Raw genomic sequence first — 16,473 nt, 5'->3', positions numbered from 1 at the left:
GGAAAATATTATAAAATCGAATAAAAAATTTGCTAAATCGTTTTTATGAACTATATTAGTATCAGATTTCAACATCTGAATTATAAACCAATTAACAAACAGTTTTTAAACTTTAGCTCCCGGGGTTAATAATATGAGATTGCTAAAACGATTTTATATTTCCCTCGTCGTTGCTTGATGTTAACTAACCCTATAGTATGAAAAAACTTTACTTCAAGGTTCTTGCTTATTCGGTTTTGGGGGGCTTTATGTTTTTTACCTCATGTAAAAAGGATGGTTTCCTGGGGCAAACTCAAACATCAAACTTAACCGAAGGCACGGTATTCACCGATAGTGCCAATACCGTATCATTTTTAGCCAATATCTATAGTAATGTAGGTTTCAGTGCCGCGGCAGGCAGGTTTACGTACGGGCCGATACTTTCGCCTACACCCAATGGCGGTATCGATGCTGCTTCTGACGAGGCTGAAGTATCGGCATCAGCCGGTTCAACAGCTTTAGCGTTTGAAACCGGTACCATTAATGCCGCTGTAGTTACCGATGATGCGTATAAAACCTGCTATACCAATATCCGGTCGGTAAACCAGTTACTCAAAAATCTGCCCAAAGCGCCTATCAACAATTTTGTTAAAACCCAAATGAAGGCCGAAGCCCGGTTTTTACGTGCCTGGTATTATTCCATACTGGTAAAACACTATGGCGGCGTACATTTATTGGGCGATAGTATTTATACCTACACAGATAAGATCCCGGCGGCCCGCAACACTTACGCGGATTGCGTAAAGTATATTTTAGCCGAATGTGACACAGCGGCTCAAAATTTGCCGACTGTACAATCGGGGGTAAGTTACGGTCGTGCTTCAAAAGGTGCTTGCCTTGCCTTAAAATCACGTGTGTTATTATATGCCGCGAGCCCGCTGTTTAATGGCCAGTCTATAGGCGAAGGTAAGTCAGTTGGTTTGGCAGGGTATCCGGATAGCGACCCGGAACGCTGGCACCTGGCAGAACAGGCAGCCGAAGCAGTTATATCCACCGGAGCTTATAGCTTGAATATAGATAACGCGACCGCTCCCGGTTTTGGCTTCCAGAAGTTGTTTACCAAGCGTGTAAATACCGAGTATATTTTTCAGCTAATGCGCCCGACCGACAATGTCGATCTGGAAACATTGTGGCAGCCACCAAGCCGTACAGGTAAAAACGGTGCATTTCCATTACAAGGCTTAGTGGATGCTTTCCCAATGAGCAATGGTAAACTGATTACCGATCCAGCATCGGGCTACAATCCCAATGATCCGTATGCCAATCGCGATCCCCGCTTAGATTACAGTATTATTCATGACCAAACGCCTTTACAAATCAGGCTGGCTTCGGGCACATCACCTATCAACATCTTTGTAGGTAAATATAACGGAAATACAACCGGGCCCGATGCTGTGCATGTTGGTACCACAACCGGTTATTATACCAATAAGATGCTTGATCCGGCGGCAGTTGCAAATGATTTTGAACACCGTACCGGTCGCTGCCTGCCGCTGATCCGCTATGCGGAGATATTGCTGAATTACGCCGAAGCAGCAAATGAATATGAAGGGCCTACAGGATCCGTTTATTCAGCGGTTGAAGCCATTCGTCAAAGGGCCGGTTTAAATCCGTATCAACTGCCGACAGGCCTAAGCCAGGTTGAAATGCGTGCGGTAATTCAAAATGAACGCCGTATTGAATTGGCTTTTGAAGAGCACCGTTTCTGGGATGTGCGCCGCTGGAAGATTGCTGATCAAACAGATAACATCTTAACTAAAGGAATGGAAGTTGACCGTGATGGCGCTTCTGTTTCATATAAACAGTTTGATGTGCGCAAACGCAATTTTCGCAAAGCAATGTACCTGTGGCCTTTCCCGCAGAGCGAAGTAGCTAAATCGCCCGAATTGATCCAGAACCCAGGATATTAATTACCCGACAGCATAAATAATATTGATATGAAATATAATTACAAAGCAAAACGGATTTACCTGGTGCTTGTGGCCGTCATTATGCTGGCAGTATCATCATGTAAAACCGAAAAAATAGTGCCCGGCAGCGAGGCACCAAAAGATATCGCTGGTAACTGGCGGGTGATCAAAGCTACCCGTAACGGCACCGATTTAACCTCAATTATTGATTTTGGCCAGTTTCGCATCAATTTCACCGATAAAGGTTACACACTGGTAAACAAGCTGCCCTTCCTGGTGAGCAAGGATGGGGCTTTCGCGCTGGATGATCCGCAGTATCCATTTAAGATCACCTTTACTGCTACGGGCGACAAGCCGATTTCAACCGCTTTTACCTATCCTATAGTTAACGGCAAAAGGCAACTCAGTATAACCTTCAGTCCGGGTTGCACCAACAACACCTATGTATACGTGCTTGAAAAAGCCAATTAATTAAACCCAAAGCAACAGATAAATTATGAGATCATATTTACTACATATAAAAGGTAAAAATTTATGGAAGCTGTGCGCTTTGGTAGTACTGTGTATTGCTTTAGCCTGCTGCGGTGAACAGATCACCAGTGTTGATCAGCCAGCCACAGCTACCGTGGGCTCAATAGTGCCCATAACAGTGCATTGTGATATTCCCACAGCCGGTGACGGGGGGCCTGACTACCTGATCTTCGGATTCCTGGTACCTAAAGGGTGGAAAGCTGCGCAGAACACCACCATAACTTATACCAGTAAGCAGGGCAACGGAACGATGTCCCTGATACCCAATAGTACCTTACCTAAAAACGGCGGCGGGCTAACCTGGCCTGCCTATATGAAAAAAATGTTTAGCAATGGTGGCAACCTTATCGATGATGTGGAATGGGTAGCTTATCAAACAGATAAGGCATACAGCCATACCGGTGGGGTAGAGTTCATTGTAGATCTGAACATCAAAACAAAAGTAGGTGCCGATAACAATAACATGATGGTAAAACTGGGCTATACCATAACGGATAGTGGTAATGGTTTTACAAGCGATGGCAACGGTACTTATTACAGCGTACTAACTGGCGCCAACTGTTTTGAAGTAACTGGTGGAAGCGGCGACCTCGTTGACTTTTGTAATCCGCAATTGACCACTATCGATCCACCAAAATCATTGGATAACGATTTTGTGACGCTGACTTTTGACGGGACAGTTACAGATACGCATTTAAAAGGCGAAAGTGAAGTTTACCTGTGCGCGACTGCTTATACCGCTGATGGTAAAACCATTAATGTTTGTGAGCAAACAACTAAAACCATGCTCAAGCAAACTACAGCCACGAGTAAAAAATATCAGCTTACATTTTGGCCACGATCATTCTTTAACGTAGGGGATACGCAAACCATTACCAGAATGGAGTACTTCCTGACCGATAAAACGGGTAAAACTAAAGTTGGCTATGGTAATACAGATGCCCCGTTCACCTACACATTTAAGTGCGGTTAACCGATAGATAAACAAAACAGCAAATGCATTGAACCAATGTGTATTTGCTAAAACGATATTTAAACCTATTGCCAACAATTTTAAACCTGAAAAATATGGCTTATTGCTACATAAAGAGATGCTTAACAGGTATTACACTGTTGTTATTGCTGCTGGCCACGGCCGGTTACGCGGTTGCGCAGCAGGATACTACCGCCGTGGCGCCTGCACGCCCCGGTCAGGCCAGTGGTATCGTACTTGATGAGTACGGCAACCCGTTACAGGGTGTTAAGGTAACCAACAAAGGGAAAAACATTACCCAAACTACCGGTAAGGACGGTACATTCGCTATTAATGCTATTAAAGGCGATATATTGTCATTTACCGCCGCGAATTATAATGCCCGCCAGATTGCTGTGAAAAACACTGCCGGTATCAGGGTAAGACTTTTAGATACTTATATCCAAAAGCCCAAAACTACCAGTGTACTTTACGATACCGTTAGTACAGCAAAAAGTGTAGGTGCCGTATCAACTATTTATACCAATCAACTTACTACAACGCCTTCTACTTTATACACTTACGCATTACCCGGACAATTGCCAGGCTTGTATACCCAGCAATACAGCGGGTTTGCCGCTCCTCAAACAGGTGTACAGACTGTAAACGATTTTATTGGAGCTGTGGTGCAGCACAACAATTATTCGGCTAATGACAATAGCGAGTTTGGTCTTTTTTTAAGGGGACAAGCGCCGATAACTATCATTGATGGCGTTCAGCGGGAGATAGCCTCGCTTGATCCTGAAAGTATCGAATCGGTTTCGGTTTTGAAAGACGCGCTTTCAAATATCATGTTGGGTATCAATAGCTCCCGAGGAACATTACTGATTACCACTAAACGCGGGCAGGTAGGTGCGCCCCATATTTCATTTACGGCGCAAACCGGTATTCAGCAACCTTTAGGGTTGCCAAATCCACTGCCGGCATATCAGTACGCTTATTTATATAACGAAGCCTTACAGAATGATGGTAAGCCCGCTCTTTATAGTGCTGCCGATTTTGACGCTTACCGTAACCATACAGATCCTATCAGGCATCCGGATGTCAACTGGTTCAACACCATATTGCGCGATAACTCACCCATGACCAGCTATAAACTCAACGTTAACGGAGGTACACAGGTAGCGCGGTATAGTGTCTCATTAAACTATTTGGATCAAGCCGGGATGTTCCGCCAGGATCCGTCTGTTGCCTATAATACCAATAATGATCTTAACAGATATATCATCAATTCTGATCTGGCGGTTAACGTAACAAAAAAGTTTACTGTCGATCTGCAACTGTTTGGTCGTGTTCAGCAAAGCACGCAGCCAGGCGCAGGATACGGCAATATACTGAGCACACTTTATAGTTTGCCCAATAATGCTTATGCCTTACGTAATCCTAATGGCTCATTTGCAGGTACAACTACTTACACTAATAACCTGCTTTCGCAAACCGAGTTTTCAGGCTATCAGCGTACCAACAGTAATGATGTACTTGCCAACCTCGATCTGAATTATAATCTGAATAGCATCACGCCGGGTTTATCCGCTAAAGCAAAGGGTAACCTTGCTTTTTCGTCGCAAAGCTTCTTAAACCGCTCGCTGCAAAACAATGCTTATTCGTTTAATGCGGATAGTTCTTACTCGGCAGTAGGTTCATCAATCGCGCAGAGCAATTCATATAGTACTGTATCAAGCGCCCGCTACTCATTTGCGCAGGCGTCGGTTAATTACGACAGAACTTTCGGTAGAAGCAACGTTACCGGTATGGCCTTGTATGATGTTCGTTCGGTAGTATTGAACTATGACCTTTCGCAGGTAACCACAAACCGCGCTTTAAAAGCAGGTTACAATTACGATGGCAAGTACTTTATTGAGGCGGCAGCCAACAGCAGCGGATACAACCGTTATCCGCCAGGAAATCAATATGGTTTGTTTTATGCGGGTGGTATTGGCTGGCAAATGGGCAAAGAATCCTTCATCAAAGATAACTTTAGCTGGATAAACTCATGGAAATGGCGCGCCACCTATGGTAAAACCGGTAATAACAATGTAGACAATTACGGTTATTATAATTTTTTACAAACCTACGGCGCTACTAACGGCTATTCATACAGCACGGGTACCTCAAAAAGCCCGGTACAGGGGTTTTATGAAAATACGCTTGCTAACCCCTACATCCGTTGGGAAAAAGCCCGCAAGCTGGATGTAGGCACAGATATCTCTTTGTTTAATGATCACTTCAATATCACTGCTGATGTTTACCGCGACAGGTATTATGATTTACTGCAAGTTAGAGGAAATAGTATAGCCTTGTTAGGTACAGCTTACCCTTATGAAAACCTGGGCATCAATCTTTATAAAGGTGCGGAGCTCACGTTAACTTATCAGAACCATATCCAAAACTTCAATTACTTTATTTCGGGCAACGCGTCGATCCAGTCGTCAAAAATTATTTTTAGCGATGAGGAACCATATCCATATCCCTGGCTGAAACATACCGGACGTTCAACTACCGCAATTTATGGTTATACCGCAATCGGCTATTTTAAAGATGCCCAGGATGCAGCCACCAGTGCTACAACTACCGGCTACACAGCACAAGCGGGCGATGTAAAATATAAAGACCTTAACGGCGATCATATCATTAATCAGTTTGATGTTTCGGCCATTGGTGGTAACCGCCCGCTGGTTTATTATGGGTTATCAAGTGGCTTTAACTACAAAGGCTTTAGTTTGAGCTTCCTGTTACAGGGTGTAGCCAACCGCGAGTTGATGTTCAATAATTCGCAGGTGAATGGCTTTGCCGGTGTTGGTTTCCTGGGGCTTACCTATAGCGGACAGGCCTACGAAACCATTTTAGGCAGATGGACGCCTGAAACCGCTGCTACAGCTACCGCACCAAGGTTATCGCTGGGCAACGCCAACAACACAGCCAACTCAACCCTGTACTTACGCAAAGGAAATTATGTGAGGCTAAAAAATGCAGAGGTGGGCTATAACCTGCCTTATGAATGGGCACGCAAGCTCAGATTATCAGGTCTTCGGGTATTTGTAAACGGCGAAAACCTGTATACACTGTATGGCTACAAAGATTTTGATCCGGAGGTATATGGCACAGCTTACCCGATTCAAAGGGTGATAAATGCCGGTGTTAACATTAAGCTTTGATTTTGGCCATCATTAAAATATGACGATCATGAAGAATTTCAACAAAATAATTTTAGCGGCCGCCGGCATCATCACCGTAATGGCCGGGTGTAAAAAATATGAGCAATTCCCGGTTGATAAAGTGACCATTAACTACGTATTTGATAAAAAAGATTCGCTGGGAACCAATGCTCAAATGTTCCTGTACGGGATTTACGCGTCATTACAAAATGGCCATAGCAGGATAGGAGGCGATTACCTTGATGCCGCGAGTGATGATGCCATATCATCGGCTGCGGGTGCATCAAATGAAGTTACAGTACTGTCAACGGCGACTTACAACTCTTACACTGTTCCTACAGATGAAAATCTTTGGGCCTACTACTATGCCGGTATCCGCAAGGCAAATGAGTTTGTGAACAATATAGATGTGGTGCCGGTAATGGCTAAATACAATGGCTACTCCATGAAATATGTATGGAAAGACGAAGCCCGTTTTTTAAGGGCGCTGTATTACTTTGAGTTGGTTAAACGTTACGGTGGCGTACCATTATTGGGTAATAAGGTATTTACTATAACCGATGATGTATCCCTGCCCCGCAATTCTTTTGCCGATTGTATCAAATACATTGTAAGCGAATGCGATGCCATTAAGGATACACTGATGGCCGCCCCGCTGAGCAACCCCAATGCCGATTACCATCGCCCAACAAAAGGTGCGGCTATGGCTTTAAAAGCAAAGGTGTTACTATATGCTGCAAGTCCGCTGTTTAACGGGCAAAATATTGATGCTTCCAATCCGGTAACAGGTTACACAGATTTTAGTGCAGATAGATGGGCACAGGCCGCCGCTGCCGAAAAAGCTGTAATGGATTTGAATGTTTATTCATTGCTGCCCAGCTTTAAAGATGTGTTCCTGACTCAGAACAGTTCGGAAAATATATTTATCCGCCAAACGGATAATTCATCATCAATAGAAACCACCAACGGACCGATAGGCTTTACGGGTGCAGTAGGCAAGGGGCAAACAAGCCCAACGCAGCAATTGGTTGATGCTTTTCCAATGAAAAATGGCTTGCCTATCACAGATCCTGCATCTGGCTATAATCCAGACAACCCATATGTAAGTCGCGATCCCCGCTTAACCTACACGGTGCTTTACAACGGTACAAGGTGGCTGAACTCCGATCTGCAATTGTTTGAGGGTGGTATCAGCAAGCCTAATGGCTCATTACAGCAAACCAAAACAGGCTATTACATGCGCAAGTTCATGGGCAATTTTGAAAATACAAATGCCTATGCAGCGCACGTGATCGACTGGCAGATCTTACGTTATGCCGATGTGGTTTTAGGTTACGCCGAAGCACTTAACGAATCGGCGGGGGCTACTGCCGATGTTTATAACGCTGTGATCAGCATCAGGAAGCGTGCAGGTATTGATGCAGGGACCGGCAATTATGGGCTTAAACCGGGCATGACCAAAGATGAAATGCGCGCCATCATTCAAAATGAGCGCCGTTTGGAAATGGCTTTTGAAGAGAATCGCTACTTTGATATCCGCCGCTGGAAAATTGCCGGTACGGTAATGAACCAGCCGCAAAAAGGGATGAGCATTGTGAAGATAGGTTCAAGCCTTACTTACAACGTAGTAAACGCGCTCACCACCAAATTTGAAACGCCAAAGATGTATCTGTACCCGATACCTTATGATGAGGTTTTGAAGAACCCTAATATGAAACAAAATCCAGGATGGTAATCTCAAAACCGATTCAGTTAAACCAAAAAAATTAAGCTTTATGAGAAAAATAATACTTTTCTTCCAGATATTAATGATCCTGCTCCCGGCAGTGTCATTTGCGCAAAGCCGAACCGTAACAGGTACCGTGCGCGATATTACCGGGGTATTACCAGGGGTATCGGTTATTGAAAAGGGTGTTGCCAACAACGGCGCCATTACAGATCAGAGCGGTAAATTCAGGCTTGTTCTTAAAGGAAAATCAAACACCATCATAGTCCGTTTTATCGGTTATATCCCGCGAGAACTTAGGGTTTCGGAATCGGGCAGGATGGATATCATCTTGCAAACCAACACCAACGGTTTAGATGAGGTTGCGGTTGTGGCTTACGGAACAAGAAAACGTATCACCAATACGGGCGCTGTAAGTTCAATTTCCGCCAGTGAAATCCGTACGGTTCCAACGGCCAACGTACAAAATGCTTTAACCGGTAAATTGCCGGGTTTCTTCTCGCAACAGTCTTCGGGCCAACCAGGTAAGGATGCGTCAGATTTCTATATCCGTGGTGTAAGTTCGTTGAACCCATCAGGTAACCAGCCATTGATTATTGTGGATGATATTGAATACAGTTATGACCAGCTGCAACAGATCAACGTAAATGAAATAGAAAGTATCTCCATTTTGAAAGATGCCTCAACTACTGCTATTTACGGTATTAAAGGTGCTAATGGGGTATTGGTGGTCACCACACGTCGTGGAAAGGCCGGTACACCCAAAGTGAACCTGCGTGTTGAAAGCGGAATTCAGCAGCCAACCAAAACACCTCAGTTTTTAGATTCATATAATACAGCCGTACTCATCAACGAGGCACAGCATAATGACGGCATCCCGCTTAGCTTTACCCAGCAAGATCTCGACCTGTTTAAAAACGGATCTGATCCTTATGGACATCCTAATGTGGATTGGTATAATAAGATCTTCAAAAAATACACCTATCAAACCAATGCTAACCTCGACATTTCGGGCGGTACTACCGGAGTGAAATACTTTATCTCCGGAGGGGCGTTAAATCAGAACGGTTTGGTGCGCGACTTTGCCGACCCGCAAAGTTTGGTAAATACTAACTATTATTTCAAACGTTATAATTTCCGCTCAAACCTCGATTTGAAAGCCAATAAAACGCTTGATCTGCGATTGGATATTACCACCCGATTTTCTGACCTGAACCAGCCTTACAACGAGAATGCAGTTAGTGAAGTGTACAATTTTACCAAAGAAACTCCTTTTACCGCGCCATACCTTAACCCTAACGGCAGTTACTCATATGCGTACTCATCTTTTAATCCCGACCACCTGCCAACGCTTAACGCAAGGCTGGCTACGGGAGGTTATCAGCATTCGCGCCGTACCGATTTTAACGTGCTTTTTGGTGCTACGCAAAGGTTAGATGATCTAACTAATGGTCTTTCGGTAACAGGCCGTGTAGCATATTCCAGTATAGAGCAGTTTACCAAGCAGATATTTAACGGCGGGATCCCTGCCTATCATTACGACCCTACAACTAACCAATATTCTTTAAGGCCGGGTGCTACCTATGTATATCAAACTTACGCCTTAACAGGTAGTACAGATATCAGTACTAATAATTATAACCTCCAGCTTTACGCCAATTACGATAGGACATTCCGCGGTTCGCACCATTTTTCGGGATTGCTATTGTTTAATCAAACCTCACAAACTTATTTTACCTATCCGCTGCTGGATGGAGCCCAGGTTGGTGTTCCGCAAAAATTCCGTGGTGTATCGGGCAAAGTTGGATATGATTTTAAGCAGAAATTCCTGTTTGATTTTAACGTAGCCTACAACGGTACAGATCGCTTTGCCGCAAATCACCGCTTTGGTATTTTTCCGGCTGTGAGCTTTGGTTACAACATTGCAAAAGAGTCGTTTTTTGAAAAAGCTATGCCGGTTTTCAGTCTGCTAAAACTGAGGGGAAGCTACGGTTTGGTCGGTTCGGATGCCGCACCGGGTAACCGTTATGTATACAACCAGGTATATAACCAGGGGGGAGGTTACAACTTTGGCGAAACTGCGCAGGGCTACAATACCATATCTGAAGGTTCATTAGGCAACCCGACCGTGGTTTGGGAACGCGCCAAAAAGATCGATATCGGATTAGATGCTAACTTGTTTAATGATAAAATCTCCATCACCGCCGATTATTTCCATGATATTCGTTACAATCAGCTGATTACCCCGGGTAGCGTACCTGAAATATTGGGCGTCGGTTTGCCTGCAGTAAATATCGGTAGAACCCGTAACCAGGGCCTTGATGGGCAGATCAGTTATCATAGCACTCTTGGTAAAGTACAATACAATGTGGGTTTCGTGTTTTCGTATGCCAAAAACAAGATACTGTATGAGGATGAGGCTACACCGGCTTACCCATGGCTGGCGCAAACAGGGCATTCCATCGGTCAGCAATATGGTTACCATTTTACGGGATATTATACTGCTGCTGATATTGCCGCGATTAATTCGGGGAGTAAATCGGTTCCGGTACCTGATAACGGAATCCCGCTGCAGCCGGGCGATCTGAAATACCAGGACTTAAATGGCGACGGTGTCATCAACGTATTTGATAAAAGGCCTATCGGAAACCCCAACTTACCAAATACCATTCTTGGCCTATCATTACAGGCTGTTTACAAAGGTTTCAGCATGAGCGTGCTTTTGCAGGGATCATTCAACTACAGTTTTGCTGTTATCGGTACGGGTATCGAGCCATTCCAGAGCCAGTTTCAACCCATACACCAGGAACGATGGACGCCCGAAAATCCGGTTAACGCGGCTTTCCCGAGGTTAACTACTAATCCAACTTCGGTAAATAGTCCTACAGCTTATTTCTCTGATTACTGGCTGTTGAACGCGCACTATGTTCGTTTAAAAACGGTTGATATCGGTTACCAGCTGCCAACTAAACTGTTGCCGTTCAAGATCAATAACGCCCGTATCTACATGAGCGCGTACAATTTGCTCACGTTTGATAACTACAAGAAATACCAGCAAGACCCGGAGATTGCTACCAATACCGCAGGCGACGCGTACATTAACCAGCGTGTAATTAACCTGGGTATCCAGGCAGGCTTTTAATAACCAATACATAAACCACAAAAGAGGCCGGTGCCCGGGCATCGGTTCTCTTTTTGTTTTGGCAGATAAACTTTAATTTAGGATATGTTTCCAACCATCGGCGATCTGATATTTTACCTCTTCCATATCCGGGTTGGGTTTCCTATCCAAACGCTTGGTTTTTTTATGGCGCTTGCCTTTTTATTTGCCTACATAGTTTTTACCTCCGAATTTAAACGCTATGAAGCTAATGGGAAAATCAGCGCGTTTAAGCGAAAGGTGATTGTAGGAAAGCCTGCTTCGGCCACCGAAATGATCATTAATTTTTTGCCGGGTTTTTTATTCGGATTTAAGCTTTTTGGCGCCGTTTTTAACTACGCTATTTTCGCAGCAAATCCCAGGGCGTACATTCTCTCATTTCAGGGAAACCTGACTGCCGGAATCCTGATCGGCGGCGCTTTTGCTTTCTGGATCTATAACGACCGGAAGAAATTCGCGCTCCCTAAGCCGCAAACAACCGAATACACGGTACATCCTTATCAATTAATGGGACTCATCGTTTTTAGCGTTGGTTTTTTCGGCTTTATTGGGGCTAAGTTGTTTGATATTGTGGAGCATTTCGGCAGGTTAAGATATGATCCGCTGGGTACTATATTTTCGGCCAATGGGTTTGCTTATTACGGAGGGTTGATATTTGGTGCATTAACTTATTTGTATATCGGTCACCGGCATGATATGAAACTGGTGCATCTTGCAGATATCGGCTCGCCGGGCATGATGCTGGCCTATGGTATTGGCCGTATAGGATGCCAGCTTTCCGGTGATGGCGATTGGGGGAAAGTTAATATGTACTTAAAATCGAGTATGTTGAACTGGCTGCCTGATTGGATGTGGTCATTTACATATCCGCATAATGCTATAAATTACGGTATGCCGATATCTGGGTGTATTGGTAATTACTGTAACCAACTGGCTAACCCGGTTTATCCTACGCCGTTTTACGAGGCTACATTGTGTATTGGTATGTTCCTGTTAATGTGGGCCTTTCGTAAACGTATAGTTACACCCGGCTTTATGTTTTTCCTGTACCTTGTGCTTAACGGTACAGAACGCTTTTTGATAGAACAGATCCGCATCAATCCGGTGTATCATTTTTTTGGCTTGCCATTTACACAAGCCGGTTTAATTGGCTTTTTAATGCTGTTGGGTGGGTTAATAGGTTTTGCCACCTTTATTATTAAACACAGAACCCAACAACACAAACATTTACCTGTATTATAAATATCGAAATGAAAAAGAACGCCCTTGCTTGTTTAGCGTTTTTGAGCTTGACCTTAACAAATAAATCCTTTGCTCAAAAGGCAGATACAGTTGATGTAACCAATATTAAATTTAAAGTTGAGGCCGCACCTGAATGGTCGGCTTTGTTAAAACGTGATTCGGGCTGGTTTGGTGGCGATGGTATTTATACGATCCCTTTAAATGGCAGGGAGACCGGGCTGGCAAAACCCAGCGATAAAGTGCTTTTCATTTTTAGTGACAGTATGATTGGCGCGGTACGTGACAATACTACGGCTCCGGGAGCGGTAATGATCCATAATGCAGTAGCTGAGCTAAAAGGCAATGAACCGTTGGATAAACAAATGAAATTTTATTGGGATAAGGATGCGAAAGACAAACCTGAATCGGTTTTTATCCCACATACGCCTAAAACCGGCCCTACAGATTACTACTGGCTTGGGGATGGTTTTGTTAACCAGGCGCTGAACAACAACATCTACATTTTTGGGTACAGGGTTCGTAATGTAAGCAATGAGGCATTCGGTTTCAGAGAAGTTGGTAATACGCTCATCAAGATTCCGGCAAACAGCAAGCCGCCTTATAAAGACCTCAAGCAAATGGATACACCATTTTACCTGATGGATCAAAAAGGCGAAAGCGGCTCGTTTGGTGCAGGCATCTATGTAAACACCAAAGAAGCCGGTGCGCCCAAGCCTGATGGCTATATTTATGTTTACGGAGTGCGCGGCATGGCTAAGCACCTGATGGTTGCGCGTGTTTTACCCAAAGATTTTGAAGATTACAGCAAATGGACTTTCTACAACGGAAAAGCCTGGGTAAGTGATATGGAGCAGGTTGCTAACGTAACAAGCAGCGTATCAAATGAGTTAAGCTTCAGCCCGCTGCCTGATGGTCGTTACGCTTTGATATTCCAGGTAGGGGGAATGACCACATCCGTAGGCATGCGGATAGGGGCCAGCCCGGTTGGTCCCTTCGGCCCGATCATTAAACTGTGGGATTGCAAACCGGATTTAACCGCTAAAACGTTTGTGGTTTATAACGCTAAAGCCCATCCGAGTTTATCAAAACCGGGTGAACTACTGATCAGTTACAATATTAATTCCGTTGATTTTTTAAACGATCTAAAAAAATATCCTAACCTGTACAGGCCAAGGTTTATCAGGGTGAAGTTTGAATAGCCCATATTTTAAATAAGCTTTCAGAATAACTTTGGCTTCTGTAGGCTTATTTAAAATGCTGTTTTGCTAAATCGATTTAATTGTTAATTTTGTTCTGGGACGATTTCTTCAATTATCAAGTCCTGATACCATTATAAACCAATGAAAATACGTTCGCTTATTTGCGCTGCTGCGCTTATTTATACCGGAAACCTGTTTGCACAGGAGGCTAATCTTGTAAAGTATGTGAATACCCGGCAGGGTACCAATACCAAGTATGAGTTTTCGTACGGTAATACTTATCCGGCTACCTCGCTGCCTTTCGGCATGAACACCTGGACGGCACAGACGGGTAAAAATGGTGATGGATGGAAGTATCAGTATTTTGAGCATACCATCCGCGGTTTTCAGCAGTCACATCAATGCAGCTCATGGGTTAATGACTACGCAGTGTTTTCGCTGATGCCGGTCGCCGGTAAATTGGTTGTCAATGAAGATGAAAGAGCGGCATCATTTAATCACGATAACGAGATTGCCCAGCCCAGCTACTACAAGGTAAAGCTTGACAACAACATTTCCACCGAAATGTCGCCTACAGAAAGAGGTGCGCATTTGCGGTTTTCTTTCCCGAAGGGTAAAGCTTCATACCTTGTTTTGGATGGCTACACCAAAATGAGTGAAGTAAAGATCATTCCATCTGAACGGAAAATAACCGGCTACGTGAATAATTGCCGCTGGGCTCCCAAAGATTTCAGGAATTACTTTGTTATTGTTTTTGACAAGCCGTTTACCGGTTATGGCACCTGGGAAAATAAAAAGAACACCATAGCAGCAAAAAGCGAAACAGCGGAGGGAGAGGGTGTTGGGGCTTATATCCAATTTAAAGATGGTGAAACCGTACAGGCCAAAGTAGCCTCGTCCTATATCAGTCCCGAACAAGCTGAACTTACGCTAAATACCGAATTGGGCAAGTTCAAATCATTTGATGATACCCATAAAGCGGCGGATAAAGTATGGAACCAATTGCTTGGCCGTATGGCAGTTGAGGGCGGAGCTGAAGATCAAAAAGCAACTTTTTATTCCTGTATGTACCATGCCAATTTGTTTTCGCACCAGTTTTTTGAGTATGGAAAAGATGGTAAGCCATATTATTATAGCCCTTATGATGGCAAGATACATGATGGTTATATGTATACCGATAATGGTTTTTGGGATACTTTCCGCGCCCAGTTTCCTTTAAATACAGTACTGCATCCTAAAATGGAAGGTCAGTTAGTACAGGCATTACTTGATGCACAACAGCAGTGCGGCTGGCTACCGGCCTGGTCATTCCCGGCCGAAACCGGTGGCATGCTTGGAAATCATGCTATTTCCTTGTTGGCGGATGCATGGGTAAAAGGAATTCGAACTTTTGATCCTAAGAAAGCCCTTGAAGCTTACTACCACGAAGCAACCAACAAAGGCCCATGGGGGAGTGCTAATGGTCGCCCGGGCTGGAAGGAATATTATGCCAATGGCTACGTGCCATTTACCCCACAAACCCTTGGCTCAACCGCCTGGACGTTGGAATTTGCTTACGATGATTTTTGTGGCTATCAGCTGGCAAAGCTCACCGATAATAAATTTTACGAAGATGTTTTTGCAAGGCAGATGTACAATTACAAAAATCTGTTCGACACCAAAACACGGTTTATGCGCTCAAAAGATGTGCAGGGCAATTGGATTGAGCCTTTTGACCCGATGGATTGGGGTGGCCCTTACACCGAAGGCAATGCCTGGCACTGGACCTGGTCGGTTTTTCATGATACGCAGGGATTGATCAACCTGATGGGCGGGGAAAAGAACTTTACTGCAAAGATCGATTCGGTATTTACAGAGCCGGGAACCATCAAAGTAGGAGGATACGGCCAGGTAATTCACGAAATGACGGAGATGGCCGAATTTAAAATGGGACAATATGCGCAGGGCAACGAGCCCATCCATCATTTGCTTTATATGTATAACTATGCTGGCCAGCCATGGAAAGCCCAGCAACATTTACGCGATGTGATGGACAAGATGTACAATGCAAGTGAAAACGGTTACCCCGGCGATGAGGATGAAGGCCAGATGTCGTCATGGTTTGTGTTAAGCGCGGCAGGGTTTTACAGCGTTTGCCCCGGTACCGATCAATATGTGATTGGTAGTCCGCTGTTTAAAAAGATGACCATCGCTTTGGAAAATGGCAAAAAGTTCGTGATTGAGGCTAATAATAACAGCAAAGAGAATGTGTATATCCAATCGGCTACGCTAAATGGCAAGCCATATACGCACAACTGGATCACCCAGACAGATATCATGAATGGTGGCGTATTGCATTTTGAAATGGGCAATAAACCAGCCTTGAACCGCGGGATAGCGCCTGAAGACAGGCCGTTTTCGCTTTCGAAATCTCAGTAGAAAGAAATAAGAAGAATAATGAAAACCGTCATTGCGAGGAACGAAGCAATCCCAAACGATACAGAGCCGATCTGCAAATCG

The 16,473-nt window shown here is 44.2% G+C and carries 9 protein-coding genes; all 9 read left to right on the top strand.

What is annotated here, in order from left to right:
* Window positions 1–197 precede the first annotated feature (197 nt).
* The 9 genes from EAH55_RS13740 to EAH55_RS13700 all read left to right on the top strand — a co-directional run bounded on the left by EAH55_RS13740 (window position 198) and on the right by EAH55_RS13700 (window position 16,392).
* Entirely contained in the window at window positions 198–1,949 is a 1,752-nt protein-coding gene (locus EAH55_RS13740) for a RagB/SusD family nutrient uptake outer membrane protein (RefSeq protein ID WP_121810168.1), read from the top strand.
* Between the two features lie 27 nt (window positions 1,950–1,976).
* Entirely contained in the window at window positions 1,977–2,420 is a 444-nt protein-coding gene (locus tag EAH55_RS13735; RefSeq protein ID WP_121810167.1) for a DUF5004 domain-containing protein, read from the top strand.
* A 25-nt stretch (window positions 2,421–2,445) separates the two neighbouring features.
* Window positions 2,446–3,453, top strand: coding sequence for a DUF4961 domain-containing protein (locus EAH55_RS13730; RefSeq protein ID WP_121810166.1), 1,008 nt, complete (start codon window positions 2,446–2,448; stop codon window positions 3,451–3,453).
* A 95-nt stretch (window positions 3,454–3,548) separates the two neighbouring features.
* On the top strand, window positions 3,549–6,647 hold the full coding sequence (locus tag EAH55_RS13725; protein WP_121810900.1) for a SusC/RagA family TonB-linked outer membrane protein: 3,099 nt from the start codon (window positions 3,549–3,551) through the stop codon (window positions 6,645–6,647).
* A 28-nt stretch (window positions 6,648–6,675) separates the two neighbouring features.
* On the top strand, window positions 6,676–8,382 hold the full coding sequence (locus tag EAH55_RS13720) for a RagB/SusD family nutrient uptake outer membrane protein (protein ID WP_121810165.1): 1,707 nt from the start codon (window positions 6,676–6,678) through the stop codon (window positions 8,380–8,382).
* A gap of 40 nt (window positions 8,383–8,422) precedes the next feature.
* The gene (locus EAH55_RS13715) at window positions 8,423–11,515 is read left to right on the top strand and encodes a SusC/RagA family TonB-linked outer membrane protein (protein WP_121810164.1); all 3,093 of its coding nucleotides are present in this window, start codon (window positions 8,423–8,425) and stop codon (window positions 11,513–11,515) included.
* A gap of 84 nt (window positions 11,516–11,599) precedes the next feature.
* Entirely contained in the window at window positions 11,600–12,775 is a 1,176-nt protein-coding gene (locus EAH55_RS13710; RefSeq protein ID WP_121810163.1) for a prolipoprotein diacylglyceryl transferase, read from the top strand.
* 8 nt (window positions 12,776–12,783) lie between these two features.
* Window positions 12,784–13,974 carry a DUF4185 domain-containing protein gene (locus EAH55_RS13705; RefSeq protein ID WP_121810162.1) on the top strand — a complete coding sequence of 397 codons (1,191 nt, stop codon included), beginning with the start codon at window positions 12,784–12,786 and terminating at the stop codon, window positions 13,972–13,974.
* Window positions 13,975–14,115: 141 nt separating this feature from the next.
* Window positions 14,116–16,392, top strand: a complete 2,277-nt coding sequence (locus EAH55_RS13700) for a GH92 family glycosyl hydrolase (RefSeq protein ID WP_121810161.1) — start codon at window positions 14,116–14,118, stop codon at window positions 16,390–16,392.
* Window positions 16,393–16,473: the final 81 nt, after the last annotated feature.

The sequence above is a fragment of the Mucilaginibacter kameinonensis genome (assembly GCF_003675385.1).
GTDB classification, from domain to species: Bacteria; Bacteroidota; Bacteroidia; order Sphingobacteriales; family Sphingobacteriaceae; genus Mucilaginibacter; species Mucilaginibacter kameinonensis.
Note: the sequence above shows the minus strand (reverse complement) of the source record. Positions and strands in the feature narration are given on the sequence as shown.